The organism is Arthrobacter sp. SAFR-023, assembly GCF_051965295.1.
Classification (GTDB): Bacteria; Actinomycetota; Actinomycetes; order Actinomycetales; family Micrococcaceae; genus Arthrobacter.
Genome location: NZ_JBQCMF010000016.1, coordinates 1 through 18,584, shown reverse-complemented (window position 1 = coordinate 18,584; position 18,584 = coordinate 1). Strand labels below are relative to the sequence as shown.

At 67.7% G+C, this 18,584-nt stretch carries 16 protein-coding genes; 11 read left to right on the top strand and 5 right to left on the bottom strand.

All coding sequences use genetic code 11. The features are described from left to right. Positions 1 to 2: 2 nt before the first annotated feature. The 5 genes from ACTHQX_RS16820 to ACTHQX_RS16800 all read left to right on the top strand — a co-directional run bounded on the left by ACTHQX_RS16820 (position 3) and on the right by ACTHQX_RS16800 (position 5,797). Complete coding sequence (locus ACTHQX_RS16820) at positions 3 to 1,526, top strand: mannitol dehydrogenase family protein (protein WP_440158434.1); 1,524 nt, start codon at positions 3 to 5, stop codon at positions 1,524 to 1,526. Then, a complete protein-coding gene (locus tag ACTHQX_RS16815; protein WP_440158435.1) occupies positions 1,523 to 2,575 on the top strand; it encodes an NAD(P)-dependent alcohol dehydrogenase in 1,053 nt (350 codons plus the stop codon). The genes ACTHQX_RS16820 and ACTHQX_RS16815 overlap by 4 nt, the downstream gene beginning before the upstream one ends. Positions 2,576 to 2,673: 98 nt before the next feature. Further along, entirely contained in the window at positions 2,674 to 4,065 is a 1,392-nt protein-coding gene (locus ACTHQX_RS16810; RefSeq protein WP_440158436.1) for an MFS transporter, read from the top strand. A 98-nt stretch (positions 4,066 to 4,163) separates the two neighbouring features. After that, entirely contained in the window at positions 4,164 to 4,850 is a 687-nt protein-coding gene (locus ACTHQX_RS16805) for a bifunctional 4-hydroxy-2-oxoglutarate aldolase/2-dehydro-3-deoxy-phosphogluconate aldolase (RefSeq protein ID WP_440158438.1), read from the top strand. After that, positions 4,847 to 5,797 carry a sugar kinase gene (locus tag ACTHQX_RS16800; protein ID WP_440158440.1) on the top strand — a complete coding sequence of 317 codons (951 nt, stop codon included), beginning with the start codon at positions 4,847 to 4,849 and terminating at the stop codon, positions 5,795 to 5,797. Before ACTHQX_RS16805 ends, ACTHQX_RS16800 begins: the two co-directional genes overlap by 4 nt. Positions 5,798 to 6,053: 256 nt before the next feature. Here the strand turns inward: ACTHQX_RS16800 and ACTHQX_RS16795 are convergent, their stop codons facing one another. The 3 genes from ACTHQX_RS16795 to ACTHQX_RS16785 form a co-directional block, all read right to left on the bottom strand. After that, a complete protein-coding gene (locus ACTHQX_RS16795; protein WP_440158441.1) occupies positions 6,054 to 6,614 on the bottom strand; it encodes a DM13 domain-containing protein in 561 nt (186 codons plus the stop codon). A gap of 107 nt (positions 6,615 to 6,721) precedes the next feature. Next, on the bottom strand, positions 6,722 to 9,232 hold the full coding sequence (locus ACTHQX_RS16790) for a sensor domain-containing protein (protein WP_440158442.1): 2,511 nt from the start codon (positions 9,230 to 9,232) through the stop codon (positions 6,722 to 6,724). A gap of 123 nt (positions 9,233 to 9,355) precedes the next feature. Beyond that, the gene (locus tag ACTHQX_RS16785) at positions 9,356 to 9,994 is read right to left on the bottom strand and encodes a GOLPH3/VPS74 family protein (RefSeq protein WP_440158444.1); all 639 of its coding nucleotides are present in this window, start codon (positions 9,992 to 9,994) and stop codon (positions 9,356 to 9,358) included. Positions 9,995 to 10,182: 188 nt separating this feature from the next. Between ACTHQX_RS16785 and ACTHQX_RS16780 the strand changes: the two genes are divergently transcribed. The 6 genes from ACTHQX_RS16780 (at position 10,183) to ACTHQX_RS16755 (ending at position 17,090) form a co-directional block, all read left to right on the top strand. Next, positions 10,183 to 11,076, top strand: coding sequence for a MurR/RpiR family transcriptional regulator (locus tag ACTHQX_RS16780; RefSeq protein WP_440158445.1), 894 nt, complete (start codon positions 10,183 to 10,185; stop codon positions 11,074 to 11,076). Between the two features lie 50 nt (positions 11,077 to 11,126). Further along, positions 11,127 to 12,059 (top strand): NAD(P)-dependent oxidoreductase, encoded by a 933-nt coding sequence (locus tag ACTHQX_RS16775; protein ID WP_440158446.1) that lies wholly within the window; start codon positions 11,127 to 11,129, stop codon positions 12,057 to 12,059. 61 nt (positions 12,060 to 12,120) lie between these two features. Continuing rightward, on the top strand, positions 12,121 to 13,668 hold the full coding sequence (locus ACTHQX_RS16770) for an aldehyde dehydrogenase family protein (RefSeq protein ID WP_440158447.1): 1,548 nt from the start codon (positions 12,121 to 12,123) through the stop codon (positions 13,666 to 13,668). A gap of 13 nt (positions 13,669 to 13,681) precedes the next feature. Then, complete coding sequence (locus ACTHQX_RS16765) at positions 13,682 to 14,908, top strand: M20 family metallopeptidase (RefSeq protein WP_440158448.1); 1,227 nt, start codon at positions 13,682 to 13,684, stop codon at positions 14,906 to 14,908. Further along, entirely contained in the window at positions 14,905 to 16,332 is a 1,428-nt protein-coding gene (locus ACTHQX_RS16760; protein ID WP_440158450.1) for a DUF3100 domain-containing protein, read from the top strand. The genes ACTHQX_RS16765 and ACTHQX_RS16760 overlap by 4 nt, the downstream gene beginning before the upstream one ends. A 305-nt stretch (positions 16,333 to 16,637) precedes the next feature. Beyond that, positions 16,638 to 17,090, top strand: coding sequence for a hypothetical protein (locus ACTHQX_RS16755; RefSeq protein WP_440158451.1), 453 nt, complete (start codon positions 16,638 to 16,640; stop codon positions 17,088 to 17,090). Between the two features lie 2 nt (positions 17,091 to 17,092). On the opposite strand, the gene ACTHQX_RS16750 is transcribed toward ACTHQX_RS16755, so the two are convergent. Together ACTHQX_RS16750 and ACTHQX_RS16745 are read right to left on the bottom strand one after the other, a co-directional pair. Continuing rightward, complete coding sequence (locus tag ACTHQX_RS16750; protein ID WP_440158452.1) at positions 17,093 to 17,605, bottom strand: gluconokinase; 513 nt, start codon at positions 17,603 to 17,605, stop codon at positions 17,093 to 17,095. Positions 17,606 to 17,648: 43 nt separating this feature from the next. Further along, on the bottom strand, positions 17,649 to 18,584 hold a 936-nt coding region (locus ACTHQX_RS16745), incomplete at its 5' end, for an L-idonate 5-dehydrogenase (protein ID WP_440158453.1).

The following is an 18,584-nucleotide window of genomic DNA, read 5'->3' as shown; positions in this document are numbered from 1 at the left end:
CCATGACCTCCACTCCCCCGCTGTCCGCAGCCACCCCCGGTATTCTGCGGCGCCCGGCGGCACCGGCCGCCGGGATCGTGCACCTGGGCCTGGGCAACTTCCACCGCGCCCACCAGGCCGTCTACACCGACGCCGCCGTCACCGCACACGGCGGCGACTGGGGCATCATCGGCGTCGCCAGCCGTTCCAGCGCCATCCCGGATGCCATGCACGCCCAGGACATGCTCTACACCGTCGTGGAAATTTCACCCCAAGGCTCCAAGTTCTCCGTTCCGCAGGTCCACACAGACGCATTCACCGCTGCCGCCGACCCGGACCGGGTGGTCAAGGACATCGGGAACGCCGGCACCCGGATTGTGTCCCTCACCGTCACCGAGAACGGCTACAACTACACCCCCGCCACCGGCTCCCTGAACCTGCAGGACCCGGCCATCCGGCACGACCTCGCCCACCCCGATTCACCGAAGACGCCAATCGGACAAATCGTGCGCGGCCTGCAGCACCGGTCCCGGACCCACGCCGAACCGGTGACCATCCTCAGCTGCGACAACCTCGCCGACAACGGCCACCACACGCAGCGGCTGGTCCGCGAATTCGCGTCCCTGCTCCCGCCCGCCGAAGCGGCCGACGCTTTGGCCTTCATCGACACCCGCACCAGCTTCCCGTCCTCAATGGTGGACCGGATCGTGCCCGCCACCACGGACCACTACCGCAGCCTTGTTGCATCCCACCGCGGGTACACTGACCGGATTCCGGTCCCCGCCGAGCCGTTCACCATGTGGATCGTCGAGGACAACTTCGTTGCGGGACGCCCCACGTGGGAAGCGGGCGGCGCCGTGTTCTCCGACGAAGTGGCCGGCTACGAGCAGTTGAAAGTCCGCCTGCTCAACGGCACGCACTCCCTGATTGCCTACCTCGGAGCCCTTACCGGCGCAGTCACCATCCCCGAATCCGTCTCGCACCCGAACATCGAACTGGCCGCCCGCTCCGTACTGCGCAACGAATACCTGCCCAGCGTCTCGGTGCCGTCCGGCGTGGACGTGGACGCCTACGAGGAACAGCTTTTCTCCCGCTGGCGCAACACGGCCCTGGGCCACCGCACCAGCCAGGTGGGCTCCGACGGAGCCGTCAAACTCCGGCAGCGGATCCCGCTGCCGGCGCTGCAGATGCTCGACGACGGCCGGATGCCGCAGCTGCTGGCCCTCACCACCGCCGCGTATCTCGCATGCATCGCCCCGCTGCCCGGGTTCGATCCCGGGCCCCAGGCGCACGCGATGGAGGACCCGACCCGCGGGCTGCTGGCAGGACTGGCGTCAGGGTCCCGCTCGGGCAGGGACCTCGCAAGCAAGGTCCTCGGCGAGCACCACCTCCTCGGCGAAGAGCTGGCCGAGCGGGACGAGTTTATCCACCGCACCGGCGAGTTCATCGACATCATCCACTCGGCGGGCCCGCTGGCCGGCATCGCCGAGGCGAACACCGATCTGGCTCCCGCCGCCTCCCTTCAAGCCACCCGGAGCACGCCATGACCACGCAAGCCATCCCGTCAACCGAGACAACGGGGCTTCCCACCGGTACCCAGGCCGCGGTGCTGCACGGCGCCCGCGACCTGCGCATCGAGCACAGGCCGCTGCCCGCCCTCGGCCCTCAGGACCTGCTGGTCGAGATGCGCTCCGGCGGGATCTGCGGCTCGGACATGCACTACTTCGCCGACGGCCGCAACGGCACCAACGTGCTGCGCCAGCCCACCGTCCTGGGCCACGAGGGCGCCGGCGTCGTCATCGCCGCCGGACCGCAGGCCACCGTCGCCACGGGCACCGCCGTCGCCATTGAACCGGCCCTGCCCTGCCGGGAATGCCCCACTTGCCTGTCCGGGCGCTACAACCTCTGCCCGGCCGGAACCTGCTTCGGCTCCCCGCCCACGGACGGGCTGTTCGCCCGCCACGTCGTGGTGCCAGACGCCGCTGTCCACCGGCTGCCGGACACCATCCCGGCGGAAGTCGGAGCGGCGATCGAACCGCTCGCCGTCGCCGTCTGGGCCGTCGAACGGGCACAGGTCGAGAAAGGCCACCGCGTGCTGATCACCGGTGCCGGGCCCATCGGCCTGCTGGTGGCCCAGGTAGCCGCCGCCCGGGGCGCTGCCGAAGTAATGGTGACGGACGTGAACGACGACCGCCTCGCCGTCGCCGCAAAGTTCGGCGCCACCCGCACCATCAACACCGCAACCACGGCACTGGACCTGACGGACATGGACCGCCTGATCGAATGCTCCGGCAACACCAGGGCCCTGGCGGACGCCATCCAGACCCTGGCGCCGGCAACCCGAGCCACCGTCGTCGGCCAGGCCAAGCCCACGGTGGACGGCATCCCGCTGGGGTTCCTCCAGCGCTACGAGATCGACCTGGTCACCGCGTTCCGCTACGCCAATGCGTTCCCGGCCGCAATAGACCTCGCTTCCTCGGGCGTCGTGGACCTGCCATCCATCATCACCAGCACGTTCCCGCTCGAAGACGCCGCGGCCGCCCTCACAGCCCCGGTGACCGACCCCACCAACCTCAAAGTACTCATCACCTACTGATCCCAACCGCTCCCTAGCCTCGCACGCTCGGCCAGGGAACCCGGCGGTCGTGGCCCCAGTTCAGCCACCGCAGGACATCCATTCAAAGGAGTTTGGCAATGACCACAGCAGCGCACGTTCCCCCAGGGGAAGTCGATCAAAGCAAAGTCCGGAAGGCCGCCGTCGCCGGCCTCATCGGCACCACCCTCGAACTCTATGACTTCGTCATCTACGGCACCGCCTCGGCGCTCGTCTTCAGCAAACTGTTCTTCCCCAACGTTTCCCCCGCTGCCGCGCTGATCGCCAGCTTCACCACCTTCGCCGTCGGCTTCCTCTTCCGTCCGCTGGGCGGCATCTTCTTCTCCCACTTCGGCGACCGCCTCGGCCGGAAGTGGATCCTCGTGGTCACGCTGCTCCTGATGGGCGGCGCCACGCTGGCCATCGGCCTGCTGCCGACTTTCGACCAGATCGGCCTGTTCGCCCCGATCCTGCTGTGCGTGTGCCGCGCGGCCCAGGGATTCGGCGCCGGCGCCGAACAATCCGGCGGCGCCACGCTGCTCACCGAATCCGCCTCTCCCGGCACCCGCGGCAAGCTCGCCTCGCTGATCATGGTGGGCGCGGCCGCCGGTACCGCCCTCGGCGCGCTGGTGTGGATCGCCGCGCAGTCGCTGGCTCCGAACGACATGCTGACCTGGGGCTGGCGGCTGGTCTTCCTCTCCAGCATCTTCGTCACCATCGCCGCCCTCGTCATCCGGCGCAAGCTCGACGAGTCCCCCGTGTTTGAAGAGATCAAGCAGGCCCGCACCGAGCCTCCCGCGCCTCTCAGGGAAGTCGCCAAGTTCGGCAAGGCCAACGTCCTGCGCGTCATCCTGATGAACTTCGGCGTCAGCACCCAGTCCTACACCATCCAGGTCTTCATGGCTTCGTACCTGATCACCGTCGTGGGCACCGACCCCAAGTTCATCCCGCCGGTGCTCCTCATCGGTGCGCTCTGCGGTGGCGTCGCGGCCGTGTCCTTCGGAATCCTGTCCGACAAGATCGGCCGCCGGCGCGTCGTCTCCGTCATCACCGGAGCACTGATCCTTTTCCCGGCACCGGCCTTCATGCTCCTGACCACCGGCTCCCCCGTGGCCATCGTGCTGGTGATCATTGTGGGCTTCATGCTGGCCTGCCAGGGTGTAGTAGGCGTGCACATGAGCTACTTCCCGGAGATCTTCGGGAGCCGCTACCGCTACGCCGGCGTCACCCTCGGCCGCGAATTCTCCTCCATCATCGGCGGCGGCATCGCCCCGATGGTCTGCGCCGGACTGCTGGGCCTCTTCAGCAACTCCTGGATCCCGGTGGCCATCTACATGTCAGTGACCATGCTCATCAGCTTCATCGCCACGAGACTCTCCCCGGAGACCGTCAACCGCGACCTGACCGACCCCGAGGACGCCCGCCGCGACGGCGGCGTGGTCGCCACCCCTACGGTGGCGGCTGAACTAGCCGCCGCCCAGACCGTCAAGTAACGCCCGGTGCACGACGGCGGCACGCGCCGCCGTCGTGCACTGTCAGTTCCGCTTTACAGCACTTCCATCGCAGGCCCCGCCAACCCCAAAGGAATCCCATGCTCCGCCTCAAAAACCCCGGCACGGTGGCCCGGCCGGCGCCCTCCGCAACCCTCCGCGACACCCGGGCTGTAGCGGTCCTCCGGGCCAGGCACGCCTCGGACTACGCGCCGGTCATCGAGGCCCTGCAGCGCGGCGGCGTGCTCAGCATCGAGCTCACGCTCAGCACGCCCGGCGTCTGGGAGGAGCTTCCCCTCCTCCGGGAGCGGTTCGGGCACTCCCTGGAGATCGGCGTCGGGACGGTCACCGAAGCAGCGGAAGCGGAGACGGCCCTCGACCTGGGGGCTGCCTACATCGTTACCCCTGTCACGGATCCCGGCGTCATCGACGCATGCGTTCGCCGCGGCGTCCCGGTTTTTCCGGGCGGCCTGACGCCCACCGAACTGCACACGGGCTGGAAGCTCGGCGCCACCGCGGTCAAGGTCTTCCCCGCGTCCACGGTCGGCGCCGGCTACGTTTCACAGCTGCGCGGCCCGTTCCCGGACATCGAGGTGATCCCCTCCGGCGGCGTCAACATCGAGGACGTGCCTGCCTGGATCAGTGCCGGCGCCCTTGCGGTCAGCCTCGGCGGACCGCTGCTGGGCGACGCGTTTAAGGGCGGCGACCTGCAGGACCTCACGGCAAGGGCACGGCGGGTCCGCGAGCTGATCGACCAGGCCGCGGAGCAGTTGAGGGCCGGCAAGTGAGCACCGCACCGTACGTGCTCACGTTCGGCGAGACCATGGCGCTGATGCGGGCCGACCAGGTCGGCCCGCTCGCGCACGCCTCCACCATGAGCCTGGGCATGGGCGGTTCCGAGTCCAACGTCGCCATCGGCCTCAGCCGCCTCGGCGTGCAGGCCGTCTGGTGCGGCCGCATCGGAGCGGACTCCCTCGGCCAGCTCGTCGAGCGCGAAATCCGCGCCGAGGGCGTGGACGTCCGCATCACCGTCGACCCTTCCGCCCCCACCGGCCTCATGATCAAGGAACGCCGGACACCCGAGGCGCAGCGCGTCAGCTACTACCGTGCCGGAAGCGCCGGCTCCCGGATTGCGCCCGAGGACATTTCCCGGGAGCTTATTGCCGGCGCCGGGCTGCTGCACGTCAGCGGCATCACCCCTGCACTCTCCGCACAGGCGGAGGGCACGCTCCGGCATGCCATCGGCGTGGCCAGGGATGCCGGCGTCCCCGTGTCCTTCGATCTGAACTTCCGCGGCAACCTCTGGTCAGCCGAGGGTGCCGGCAGCGTATACCGCGACATCATTCCACTGGCCGACATCGTGTTCGCGGGCGAAGACGAGGCAGCAATCGCCGTCGGCCCCGGTGACCCGGAGCAGCTGGCGCAAAGAATTGCCGCTTTGGGGCCCAGCCAGGCCGTGATCAAGCTCGGTGCCGACGGAGCCCTCGCGCTGATTGACGGCGAGGTGTTCCGGCAGGCGGCTGTTCCCGTTTCAGTGGTGGACACGGTCGGCGCCGGCGACGCCTTCGTAGCCGGTTACCTGGCCGAACTCATGGAAGGCGGCAGCCCCGAGGAACGCCTCCGCACCGCCACGGCAACCGGAGCCTTTGCCTGCCTGGTCACCGGCGACTGGGAAGGCTTCCCCCGCCGCCACGAACTATCGCTTTTGGAATCAAAGGAGCCGGTGTCCCGCTAGCGGGCCCCTCCCCTTTCCCCTGGAGGTTTTTGTCCATTTGTCACGACTTCAGGGGCGCTTAGCGCCCATTATTTGGACAAAAACTCAAACCAAACGAAGGACGACGGCGGGACCACCCGCCGTCGTCCTTTTGCGTCTGTTGGCAGTTCGGCACCCGCCGCGACCCATGTGAGGAGTTTTTGTACACGTATCGCGGCTTCAGGGGTGTCTATCGGCCATGATCTGGACAAAAACTCCAATGCGCGGCAGTGCTGGTTCACTGCGTGAGCTGGGCTGCTCCGAAGGAAACACTGAACTGGACGCACCACAGATCCACCGACTTGAACTTGGCCAGGTCAAGCTCGTCGGGGAGCGCGTAGACCTGATTGCCTTGGTTTCCCTTGATCATGCCCAAGTCGAAGTATTCGGCAGAACCGGCCGTGAACCATCCGGCTGTTCCCTCGACCACGTCGGCAGCGCTGAGCCAGACGTGCACATCCGGGCCGTTGGACGTATCGAGGTTCTCCAAAGTCAACACGCGCTTCCCGCCGGACTGCTGAATTATCCGGACTGTTCCTGTGGTGGCGTGTTCGTGGCTGATGAACGTGCCTTCGGCAAGTTGCACCGGCCCCGCAGGTTCCGTGGTTGGAGTTCCGGAGGACGGCTCCCCGGTGGGGGAAGGGGCAGCCGGTGAAGTCACAACGGTGGGCAGCTGCTCATCCACCAGCACGTCGACAAACAGAAGCCACGGCTTGAAAAACGCCAGTCCCACTGCCAGCACTACGGCACCAGCAGCGGCGGCGATCAACCAGCGGCGCTGGCGAGTGCGGGCCTCCATGCTGCAAATCTACACCCGGCGCCGGACGCGAGTTTTTGTTCACTTGTCGCGACTTCAAGGTCGTTTAGAGGCCAATATCTGGACACAAACCGGAACCGAAAGTGAGGCTAGCCGACGCGGGGCATCGGTTCCCCCGCAGACATCCCCGACGGCCTCGGGGCGGAAATCGCCGCCGGACGCGTGGCCGGATGGGACTGCAGCCAGGCCGGGATCCGCTCGGCAGGCAACGGCTTGCTCCACAGGTAGCCCTGCGCGAGGCGCACACCCAGCCGGCGGAGTTCGGCCAGCTGAACGGCGGTCTCCACGCCTTCGGCCACCACATCCAGCCGCAGGCTCTCCGCCATGCCGAGCACCAGTTCGATGATCGTGGCCCCGTGCGGATCGGTGCCCAGCTCCTCGACGAAGGTGCGGTCGATCTTAAGGGTGCGGGCCGAGAGCCACTTGAGGTAGCTCAGTGAGGAGTAGCCCGTGCCGAAGTCATCGATGGACAGGCCCACGCCAAGGCGGGACAGCCGCTGCAGGGTTTCCTTGGGCAGGTCCGGCTGGTCCATGAGGACGGTCTCGGTGATCTCCAGGTGGACGGCGGCCGGGTCGATGCCGGTGTCGCGGATGGCCGCTTCCACGATATCGGGAAAGTCGCAGGCCACGAGCTGGCGGCCGGAGATGTTCACTGCCGCCGTGAAGTTTTCCGCCCCCGGAACCTGCGTCCGCCACTGCTGCACCTGGCGCAGCGCCTCGCGGAGCACCCAGGCGCCGATTGGCAGGATCAGGCCTGTCTCCTCGGCAATGGGGATAAAGGCATCCGGCATGATGGGGCCGTGCTCGTGGTGGTGCCAGCGCAGCAATGCCTCAAACCCAACGGCCTCCTCGGTGGAAACGTCAATGATCGGCTGGTAGTTCAGTGAGAGCTCATTGCGTTCCAGCGCGAGCCGCAGGTCGGACTCGAGGTCCAAACGCCCGGTGGCCCGTCCGGTCATGCGGACGTCGTAGATCGCTGACGAATCCCCGCCGGCGGATTTGGCCCGGTACATGGCCGCATCGGCCCCCTGCAGCATCGATTCTGCGGTGTCCTCTTCGTCCGCCAAGGCGATGCCCACGCTGACATTAAGGTAAATCTGCCGGCCATCCACGTCGAACGGCTGCCGGGTTGCATCCCGGATCCTTTCAGCCACGGCCTGGGCCCCGGCCATCTGCAGGTTGTCGCAAATCACCACGAATTCGTCCCCGCCAAACCGGCCCACCGTATCGCCGCCCCGGACGGCGGCCTTCAGCCTCTCCCCCAGCTGCACCAAGATCGTATCGCCGGCACCGTGGCCGATGCCGTCATTGATCAGCTTGAACCGGTCGACGTCGACGAACATCACCACGGGGCGGGCGGTTCGGTCGAGGAACCCCTGCAGGACCTCGGTGACCATGTACCTGTTCGGCAGGCCGGTCAGGGCGTCATGGCGCGCCTGCCACTCCAGGATCTGTTCCGCGTTCTTCCGGTCTGTAATGTCCAGGACGGTGTCGAGGAAGCGGATCGGCTTTCCGTCGGCGCTCTTCATGCTCTTGATGCGTGAGTGCAGCCACCGCTGTTCGCCGGTGGGCCGAATGATGCGGTACTCGAAGTCGGCGAAGCCAAGTCCGTGGTCCAGGCGTGCCCACACCTCGCGGACCCGGTCGCGGTCCTCGGGGTGCGTCCGAGCCAGGATGGTTTCCCTGTCCTTCGGGCAATCTGCCGGCATTCCCAAGATCCTGTCGAACTCCTCCGAATGCCACGTCTCGCCGGTGGCCACCGTGTGCTCGACGCTTCCAACATGGGCCATCTCCTGGGCAGCCAGCAGCCGCTCGCGTTCGGCTTCGGCCGCGGCTTTCAGGCGCTGGATCTCGGTGATGTCCCTGGCAATGGCGGACGCTCCCACCCGGATGCCGTCCTGGTCGTAGACGGGGGACACTGTCAGTTCCACGTCGATCACGGACCCGTCCTTGCAGCGCCAGCGGGCTTCCACACCGGTGACAAACGCCCCGTTCCCCGAACGGGAGGTGACTTCCGTGCCGAAGTAGGCGCCGGCGTCGGCGGTCACCAGCCCATGAGTTTGCCCCACGGCCTCCCAGGAGCTCCAGCCGAGCATCCTCGCCGCCCCCGCATTCCAACTGGTGATCTTGCCGGTGAGGTCGGCGCCGATGATGGCATCGCCGGAGGATTCGACCATGGCGGAGAGCCTGCGAAGGATGGCCTCCGTGTGCTTGCGGTCCGTGATGTCCTTCGAAATCGCCACGACCGCAACGGGTACGGTATGCCTGCCCCTGATTCGGCTGACGGTCGCGTGGACCGGAAACTCCCGGCCCGTGCTGTGGCGGACCCACAGTTCACCGGCCCAGTCCCCGCCGCGGGCCACCCGGTGCGCGATTTCCCTGTCGGTGGCACCGCCTGCCCGTCCCTCGGCACCGCCGATGATGCGCAGGTCCGTGATCTTCAGCCCCAGCGCCTCGTCCGGGCCCAAACCGTACAACCGCTCCGACGCACGGTTCCAGTACGTAATGCGCCAGTCACCGTCCATGCCGATCACCGACTGGCCGATCTCGTCCAGCAGCAGCGATTGCATCACTAGGTCGTCACGATGTTCCCCGGCCATAAACCCCTCCGACAGGTGCTCCCCCAATGGCAGCGCGCTAAGACACGCTAAGAGGCGGGTCCGTTTGCTTAGGAACCGTGCTGGAAGTAAATCAGTAGGCTGTCTTTCCCGCAAGGGTATCGGCTACGTGGCGGCCTCCGCCTCCGCAAGCCGCATCATGCGAAGCTCATCCCGCACCGCACGGGAAGGCCAGTGGTCACCGGTCAATTCCCTGAGCCGAGCGGGACCGGCGCCGGGGAAAAGCTTGTCCATGAGCCCTGCCGCGTGCAGCACTCCAATCAGTGCAACGGTTCTGGCGTCCGACGCCGATCCGTTGAGTATGCTTTCAATCCTCGCCAGAAGTGCCGCCTCGGGAGCGTGGTCCTTCTCCGGGTAGCGGGTGGTCCTGAAGACGCCAAGATGCTTTTCGCCCACATGGCTCACGACGCCGAGAGCCGCCATTCCCTCATAGACACGGTGCAGTTCGGCGCGGCTTTCCAGCATGGCGATCCACCGCCGCGGACTGTGCGGCCGTGACTTGTCGTGGATCAGCTCCCACTGGTGCCGGAAGTCAGATTGCGGCGGAGCGCCGGTGGCCCTTACGTGTTTTCCCTGCAGCTGTATCGCGCCCAGCAGATCCAGCTCGGCCAGGATTGCGCCGGCCAGGCCTGCTTTGAGCACGCTCTGCGGCACTTCCGGCTCGCCGTCCTTGTCATTTGTCGCCAGAAGAAGGAACGCCTGCGGGAGGTTCAGCTCCCCGGCGCCCGGATTTTCCGAGGTCATACCTTCATGGTGGCGCGGTCACACCACCGCTGCAATGGGCGGCTGGGTCCTGATTTTCAGGGCGGAAACCGGAAACCCTTTTCGCAAACGGGATTGCAGAGTACATTTAATGCAATCGCCCTTGCATAGTGATCTGCGTTACAGATCCCGCACGCGTCACAGATCCTGCGCAGAGAAAGAGGCCTGACTTGAACCCCCGTACCGCCCGGCTGGAAGCCAGCGCGGAAACCGGGTCCGCCCCCGCTTCCCACGCGTGGCTCGGCGACGCGCTTCCGGACGTACCGCTCTCCAAGGCACAGAGCCGGGTGGTGGATGTGATTGCGCGAAACCCGCAGCTGTCCTCGTATGCGGACATCGCCGAGATCGCCCAGCGGGCCGACGTCAACAATTCGACCGTGGTCCGCGCGGCCCAGCACCTTGGCTACCGGGGCTGGCCGGACCTACAGCGGGAACTGCGGTCCCGCTACCTGGTGATGATCTCCACGGAGGACACCCTGACCGAGCACGGGGAGCACCGCAGTCCCCTCCATGACGCACTCAGCCACGACATCGAGAACCTGCGGCTGACCCTGGACTCCAACACGGGAGACGACGCCGAGGCAGCCATCGCCACCATGGCAGCGGCCAAGTCCATCATCGTCTTGGGACTGGGTTCGTTCGCCGGCCCTGCCAGCGTGATGGTGCACTTGGGCTCAACCATGGGGTATCCGATCACCCTCGAGAACCGCGGCGCGGTCCACCTCGCGTCCAGCGCCAACGCCCTGGGACCGGGCGACGTCCTGGTGGTCATCAACATGTGGCGGTCCATGCGGCAGATCATCGTCACTGCCGAAGCCGCGAAACAGGCCGGCGCCACGGTCATCGCCATCAGCGACATGCGCCGCGGCCGCCTGGCAGCGGTCGCGGACCACCTCCTGGTGGTGGCCTCGGAAGGGATCTCCTTCTTCCAGTCCGTCACCGCCGCAAACTCACTGGTCTACGGCCTGCTCGCAGGCATGGAGGCCGCGCACCCCGAGCGCAGCCGCGCAGCCATCCGCCGCACGCAGCAGCTGTGGAAAGACCTCGACATCTACCTCGACTGACCGCCCACGCCCTGCTTGAACCCCACGTACCTTCTTCCAGGAGCAACTTTATGAACACCAGCACCGAACGCCGCGTCGCCGTCATCGGCCTCGGCTCCATGGGCGGGGCGATGGCAGCCACCCTCTACAAGGCCGGCTGGGAGGTCACCGGCTTCGACCCCTCCGAGGCAGCGCGGACCGCGGCGTCCGGCGCCGGCATCGCCACCACCGCCAGCGTGGAAGATCTCGCCGGCACCCCCTACGCGGTGCTCTCGCTGCCCGCGGCCAGCGTGGTGGAATCCACCGTCCCGCAGCTCCTGGCATCACCGGGAACCGTCGCAATCATCGACACCACCACCTCTGAACCGGCAACGAGCAAGCAAATGGCTGAACTCGCCGAAGCGCGGGGCGCAGCATTCGTCGATGCACCGGTCTCCGGCGGCCGCGACGGCGCATCAACCGGAACGCTGAGCGCCTTCGTCGGGGCAACGGATGCGGCGCTTGCCGCCGCCGAACCTGTTCTGCTGGCACTCACCGGCGGCAAGTACAACCACATCGGCGGACCCGGCAGCGGCAACGTCGTCAAGCTCCTCAACAACGTCCTGGCGGCGGCCAACCTGGTCTCGGTGGGCGAGGCCCTGGGAGTCGCCAAGGCCTACGGCATCGATCCGGCCAAGGCGGCCGCAAGCATCAGCGAAGCCTCAGGCGGCAGCAAGGTCTCCGCGAACATGTACCCCAACTGGGTGCTGTCCGGAACCCACGACTCCGGTTTCGCACTGGGGCTGATGGCACGCGACGCCGCCCTCGCCGTCGACGTCGCCGCCCAGATCGGCGAAAACCCGGCGCTGCTGGCCGCCGTCGCCGGCCAGTGGCAGGAAGCCCTGGCCGCCCTCGGGCCGGGTGCGGATTTCACCGAGATCGCGCGGACCGTCGCCCCGGCTATCACCCCCGCCGGAGCACCCGGCGCCCCCGGCACCGCAAACGACACCACCGCCGTCGCCTGACGGCTCCCCCACACGGACAAAACTGAGCAAAAACGACTCCCCAACAAAGAGGACCACCACATTGAGCACCACCACAGCACCCACCTCCTCCTCGGCGGCCACCGCACGGGCCGTCCTGGACGCAGCCTTCCCCGCCGGCCTCGGGGCATTCCTTGACGGCCGGACAGTCCCCGGCAGCGGCGAGAACATCACCCTCACCGCAGCCGCCACCGGGGAACCGTTCGCCACCTATGCCGACCCCGGCACCGAGGGCGCCAACGCCATCCTGGAGAGCTCGGCGGCGGGCGCCACAGCCTGGGGCGAAATGAACGGGTTCGAACGGGCCGCCATCCTCCGCAACGTCAGCCGCGCCGTCGAAGCGCACGCGGAGGAGCTGGCCATCCTCGAATCGGCCACCACCGGAAAGCCCATCCGCGATGCCCGGGTGGAGGCCGCCAAGGTTGCCGAAATGTTCGGCTACTACGCCGGCTGGGCAGACAAGCTGACCGGCCAGACCATCCCTGTTCCCGGCCCGTGGCACACCTACACCGAACGCGTGCCCTGGGGCGTCGTCGTCGCCATCACCCCGTGGAACGCGCCCCTGTTCACCGCCGGCTGGAACTCCGCCGCGCCCCTGGCCGCGGGCAACGCCGTGATCATCAAGCCCAGCGAATTCACGCCGGCTTCCACCATCCGCCTCGCCCAGCTGGCCCACGAGGCTGGCCTGCCGGCCGGCGTGTTCAACGTGGCGGCGGGGCTGGGCCAGACCGTGGGCGCGGCCCTCACCAGCGACCGGCGGGTCGGCAAGGTCAGCTTCATCGGCTCCGTCCCCACCGGGCGCCGGGTCGCCGTCGCCGCCGCGCAGGCCGGCATTCCCGCCCTGCTGGAGCTTGGCGGCAAGAGCGCCAACATCGTCTTCGCGGACGCGGACCTGGAACGGGCCGCCGACGGCGCCATCGCGGCGATCTTCTCCGGAGCCGGGCAGTCATGCGTAGCCGGATCGCGGCTCCTGGTGGAGCGCAGCGTGCACGCCCAGTTCGTGGAGCTGGTCGCCGCCCGCGCAGCGAGGCTGCGCGTCGGCGACCCGCTGAGCGCGGACACCGAGGTGGGTCCCATCATCACGGCCCAGCAGTTCGCCACCGTCACCTCACTGATCGAGGCGGGAATGAACGACGGCGGACGCCGGGTCACGGGCGGAACGCTTCCCGACGCCCTGGCGGGGTCGCCGCTGGCCGGTGGCCATTGGGTCATGCCCACCCTGCTCGACGGCGTGACGCCGCAGAACAGGCTGGAAACCATGGAGGTCTTCGGGCCCGTCGTCGGGGCCGATGCCTTCGACACGGAGGCAGAGGCGATTGCCCGGGCCAACAACACCAACTTCGGCCTGGCCGGCGCGGTGTGGACCTCGGATGTTTCCCGTGCCCACCACGTGGCGCGCCAGGTGAAGGCCGGCACGTTCTGGATCAACTCCTACAAAACCATCCACGTCGCTGTTCCGTTCGGCGGCTTCGGGGACTCCGGCCACGGCCGCTCCTCCGGCCCGGGCGTCCTGGACGAGTACACGCAAACCAAGGCCATCTGGGTGCCGACCCGTGCAGCAGGCGCCCCCTTCCCGTCCCTCTCCTATTAGGGCAGGCACGCTCATGGAACTGACAGAACCGATGCCGTCCATGCAGACCCTGCGCACCGCCCTTGCCGAGGAGGCCAGCAGGTGGAAACCGCGCGTGCAGGAAATGGCGCACCAGGTCCATGCATTCAAGGAGGTGTCCTTCGAGGAGGTCCGCTCGGCCGAAGCGGTTGCAGACCTGCTGGCCGAGGGCGGCTTCGAGGTGGAGCGCGGCACGGGCGGCCTTCCGACAGCCTTCACCGCCACCGCCGGCAGCGGCGACCTGACGGTGGCCCTGTGCGTGGAATACGACGCACTCCCGGACATCGGACACGCGTGCGGGCACAACCTGATAGCCGGCACCTCCGTGGGTGCCGCCCTGGCTCTGCAGCCCTTCGTGGATGAGCTGGGCATCACCCTGAAGGTCATCGGCACGCCGGCAGAAGAACACGGCGGCGGCAAAGCGCTGCTGCTGGAACGCGGCGCGTTCGACGGTGTCAGCCTGGCCCTGATGGTCCATCCGGTCCAGGACGGGGTGACCTACAACCCGGCGGGCACCAGTGCCCAGGCCGTCGGCCGGTACCGGGCGACGTTCACCGGACAGGCAGCCCACGCGGCGGCAGCCCCGCACCAGGGCGTGAACGCCGCGGACGCCGCCGTGCTGAGCCAGGTGGCCGTCGGGCTGCTGCGCCAGCAGATCCCCGGCGACCACCGCATCGCCATGTATGTCGCAGAGGCCGGTCACGTCACCAACATCATTCCGGAACGGGCGGTGGTGGAGTTCGAATGCCGGGCCTTCACCCTGAAGGAATACGAGGCACTGCTGGAGCGGGTCCGCCGCTGCTTCGAGGGGGCCGCCCTGGCCACCGGCACCACACTGGCCGTCGAGAACACGGAACCGCTCTACGAACCGCTGATCCAGGACGACGCCCTGGCAGCGCACTGGACGGAGGCCATGGTGATGTTTGGCAAGGACACCTCCCCCTCGGCCGGCATCAGCGGCGGCTCCACGGACATGGGCAACATCTCCCAGGTCATCCCCAGCCTGCATCCCTGGCTCAGCATTCCCGGTGCGGACGTGCCCATTCACTCACACAGCTTCGCAGCACTTGCAGACTCCCCGGCTGCCTACGCCGTGATGCACGAGGCCGCCGTCGCGCTGGCCTGGACAGTCGCCGCCGCGTCCACCACCCCCACCGAACGGGCACGCCTGGTCAAAGCGGCTTACCGCCGTCAGACTGTCACACAGGAAGGCACATCATGAGCACCAGCACAACACCCGCGCGGACAGACAGGGCTGGTACCCGGCTGACGCTTCCCATCGCCGCATTGGCCTTTGTCATTGCCCTCGCGGTCCAGCTGATCGGCCAGGCCAAGATCGACGTCGGCATCGGCGCGATCGTCATCTTCCCCATGGTCTGGGGCCTCATCCTCGGGCTGCTCGTTTCGGTCCAGAAGTTCAAGCCGCTGGGCCTGGACCTGCAGCGGGTCGCCGCGGCCCTGGTGGGCGTTGCCGTGCTGCTGCTGGTGGCCAGGCTGGCGTTCAACATCGGGCCGAGCCTTCCCACGCTGCTCAAGGCCGGGCCGGCGCTGCTCCTGCAGGAGGTGGGCCACCTGCTGGGCACCATTGCCCTGGCGCTGCCGCTGGCCGTGCTGCTCCGGATGGGCAAGGCGACGGTCGGCGCCACGTTCTCCCTTGACCGGGAACCGTCCTTCGCCATGGTCTCCGAAAAGTACGGCCCCGATTCCGACCAGTACCGCGGCGTCCTGGCCATGTACGTTTTCGGAACCCTGTTCGGCGCCGTGTACATCACGTTGCTGACCTCCCTCGTGTCCAACTGGAAGATCTTCGACCCCCTGGCCCTGGCCATGGGTGCAGGCGTGGGGTCCGGATCCATGATGGCAGCGTCCTCCGCCAGCATCATCGCCGCCTACCCCGGCGACCAGGAGGCCATCCTCGGCATGGCGGCCATCTCCAACCTGATCACCACCATCCTCGGCGTCTACGTCGGCATCTACCTCGCCCTTCCGCTGGCGGACCGTTTCTACCGGTTCCTCACGCGCAGGCAGACCCGGGAAGAGGCCGCGGTCACGGCCGGCGCCCCGCCACAGCATGCGGACACCCAGCGCAGCGCTGCCGCCAGGCACCGGGTTGCTGATGCGGAGCTCGGCGGCTCCGGCACCGCACGGGAAGCAGCCCAGGCGGAGGAAAACCGGCGGTTCCGCGAGCGTGTGGCCGAATCGTCAGCGGCCATGCACCTGCCACTGTGGCTCTCCCTCTCGGTCCTCACCGTCCTCGGCATCGGAACCGCGTCGGTGGCGGCCAAGGGCTTCAGCCTGGCCATCGTCGCCGGGTACGCGATCATGCTCGCCCTCGTTCTGGTCAGCATTGCCCTGGCCAAGCTCACCAAGAAGATCTCGGCGATCGTCTACATCACCACCATCGGCGCCTACATCTCCAGCCCGTGGTTCTTCGGCGCCGCAGCACTCGCCGGGCCCATCAAGTCGGTCGACTTCCTGTCCATCGCCACGGTCATGCTGACCCTCGCCGGCCTGTCCCTGGGCAAGGACATTCCGCTGCTGAAAAACATCGGCTGGAAGATCATCCCGGTGGGTCTGGTGGCCGTCACCGCATCGTTCCTGCTGTCCACCGTCATCGCGGAGTTCGCCCTCGGCCTGTGGCACTAATGGCCTAACGCACAAACAGAAGCGGACGACGGCGGGCCCTCCCGCCGTCGTCCGCTTCCTTTGTTTTTGGCTCTTGTCAGCGCAACCGGTACATGAGTATGGTGCGGCCAGCCGGACTTTCGGCCGCGCCGGAGGATCGGCGGTCCCGGAAGTTTGGCAGTACAGCGCGGCGCCCCAAAACGGCGCCGCCGTCAGGGGCCACGACCCGCACAATCATGGTCCCGTAAATCCAGGCGCCCGCTCACCGCGGTGGCACGGCCACGGGCGACGCAGGACGCCACGCTTCCGATTAAAGGGAGAACCTGATGTTAGGCACCACAAGCCGCCTCGCCGCCGTCGCTCTCGCCGCCGGTCTCATGGGCATCGCCGCCCCTGCCCACGCGGCCCCCGCGACGCTAGTCAGTGCGGGACCCGGAATCCTCGTCGCCGACGGCGCCGCCGTCGATATTCCGGTGACCTTCGTCTGCGACACCGATCCCACCCTGCTCATCGCGATACCCGTCATCCAGCTCACCCAAAGAGTCAGTGACGGACGGATAGCCGCCGGCTTCGGCAACGAACAGCTCAGCTGCACCAGGCAGGCCCAGACCATCACGCTCCGGGTGGTTCCCAACGCGATGGCGTTCAACGAAGGCACGGCCGCGGCCACCGTCGTTCTGCAAAGCTGCAACGCGCAGTTTCAGTGCTCCGTAGAGATCATCAACACCGAGATGAAACTCGCCAAGGCCACGGCCTCCGGGATCCTGCCCCAGAGGTAGGGCTAGGAAAGTTCCAGTTCGCGGACGATGCCGTCCACCAGCGATGCCGGATCGCCGACGATATCGACCGGAATATGCGCCTCATCAGTTCCCAGCGGCTCCAGCGTGGCAAGCTGCGAAGCCAGGAGGCTGCTGGGCATGTATTCGTGCGCCCGGCCGCTGATTCTGCCGGAAATGGTGGCGGCCTCGCCGGAAAGGTGGACGAACACCAGGTCAGGTGCGTAGCTGCGCAGCAGGTCCCGATAGCTCCGCTTAAGCGCCGAGCAGGCGATGATGCGCGTGCGCGCTCCGTCGCCGGGCGTTGCCAGGGCGGCGCCGATCTTCGCGAGCCACGGTGCCCTGTCCTCGTCATTTAAAGGCGTGCCGCTTGCCATCTTGGCCTTGTTGGCCGGCGGATGAAAGTCATCCCCGTCGAAGAAGGGCACGCCCAGCCGCTCGCCGAGCAACGCACCCACGGTCGACTTTCCGCAACCGGAGACGCCCATGACAACCAGGGGCGGCAGGTTTGTGATCATTGTTGTTCTTTCCGTCTATGGCCCTGTTCAGCTGCGCCTCGGTTTAGCTGGCGAAGTTGAGGAGGACTTTGCCGGATTGGGCGGAGTTGCGGGCGGTGTCGAAGGCTTCGAGGGCGTCGGTGACGGGGTAGTCGTGGGTGATGACGGGGTCGATGGTGAGGGTGCCGTCGGCGAGGGCGGTGATGACCTCGTCGATTTCGTCGTTGAACCGGAACGAGCCTTTGAGGTCCAGTTCCCGGGTGATGGCCAGGGAGATCAGGACCGGCTGCGCTCCGGTGGGCAGCAGCCCGACCATGACCACGGTCCCGCCCCGGGCCGCGCCCTGGATCGCGGAGGCCAGGCCGTGGTGGTTCCCGGAGGATTCAATCACGACGTCGGCCTGCACCCTGGCGATCGCCTCACCATCGGCGGCGTTCAGGACCTCGTCCGCGCCCACCGCCGTGGCGATCTCCAACGGTTTCTCATGCATGTCGACCGCGACGATCCGGGCCGCGCCGGCGCGTTTGAGCACCGCGACCACCAACGCCCCGATCGGGCCGGACCCGATCACGAGCGCGGTCTTGCCGGCCACGTCCCCGGCCCGGCCCACCGCGTGCCAAGCCACCGACGCCGGTTCGATCAAAGCCGCGGTGCGCAGGTCCAGGGTCTCCGGGAGGGCCCGGAGCATCCTCACCGGCAGGTTCACGTACCGGCTGAACGCCCCGTCCGTGTGCGGGAACCGCGCCGCGGACCCCAGGTACGTGCACCCCGGGGACAGGTTCGGCCGGTCCGCCGGATACCGCGGCGCGTCCGGGCCCGTCCCAGGGCCCGGGGTGGCCGGGTGCACCGCCACCGGCGTCCCCGCAGCAGGCCCCGCACCATTGGCGGCGGCCCTGACCACCCGGCCGCTGATCTCATGGCCGAGCACCAGGGGCGCCTTCAGGATCGACTCGCCCGCCGCGCCGTGCAGCCAGTAATGCAGGTCCGACCCGCAAATCCC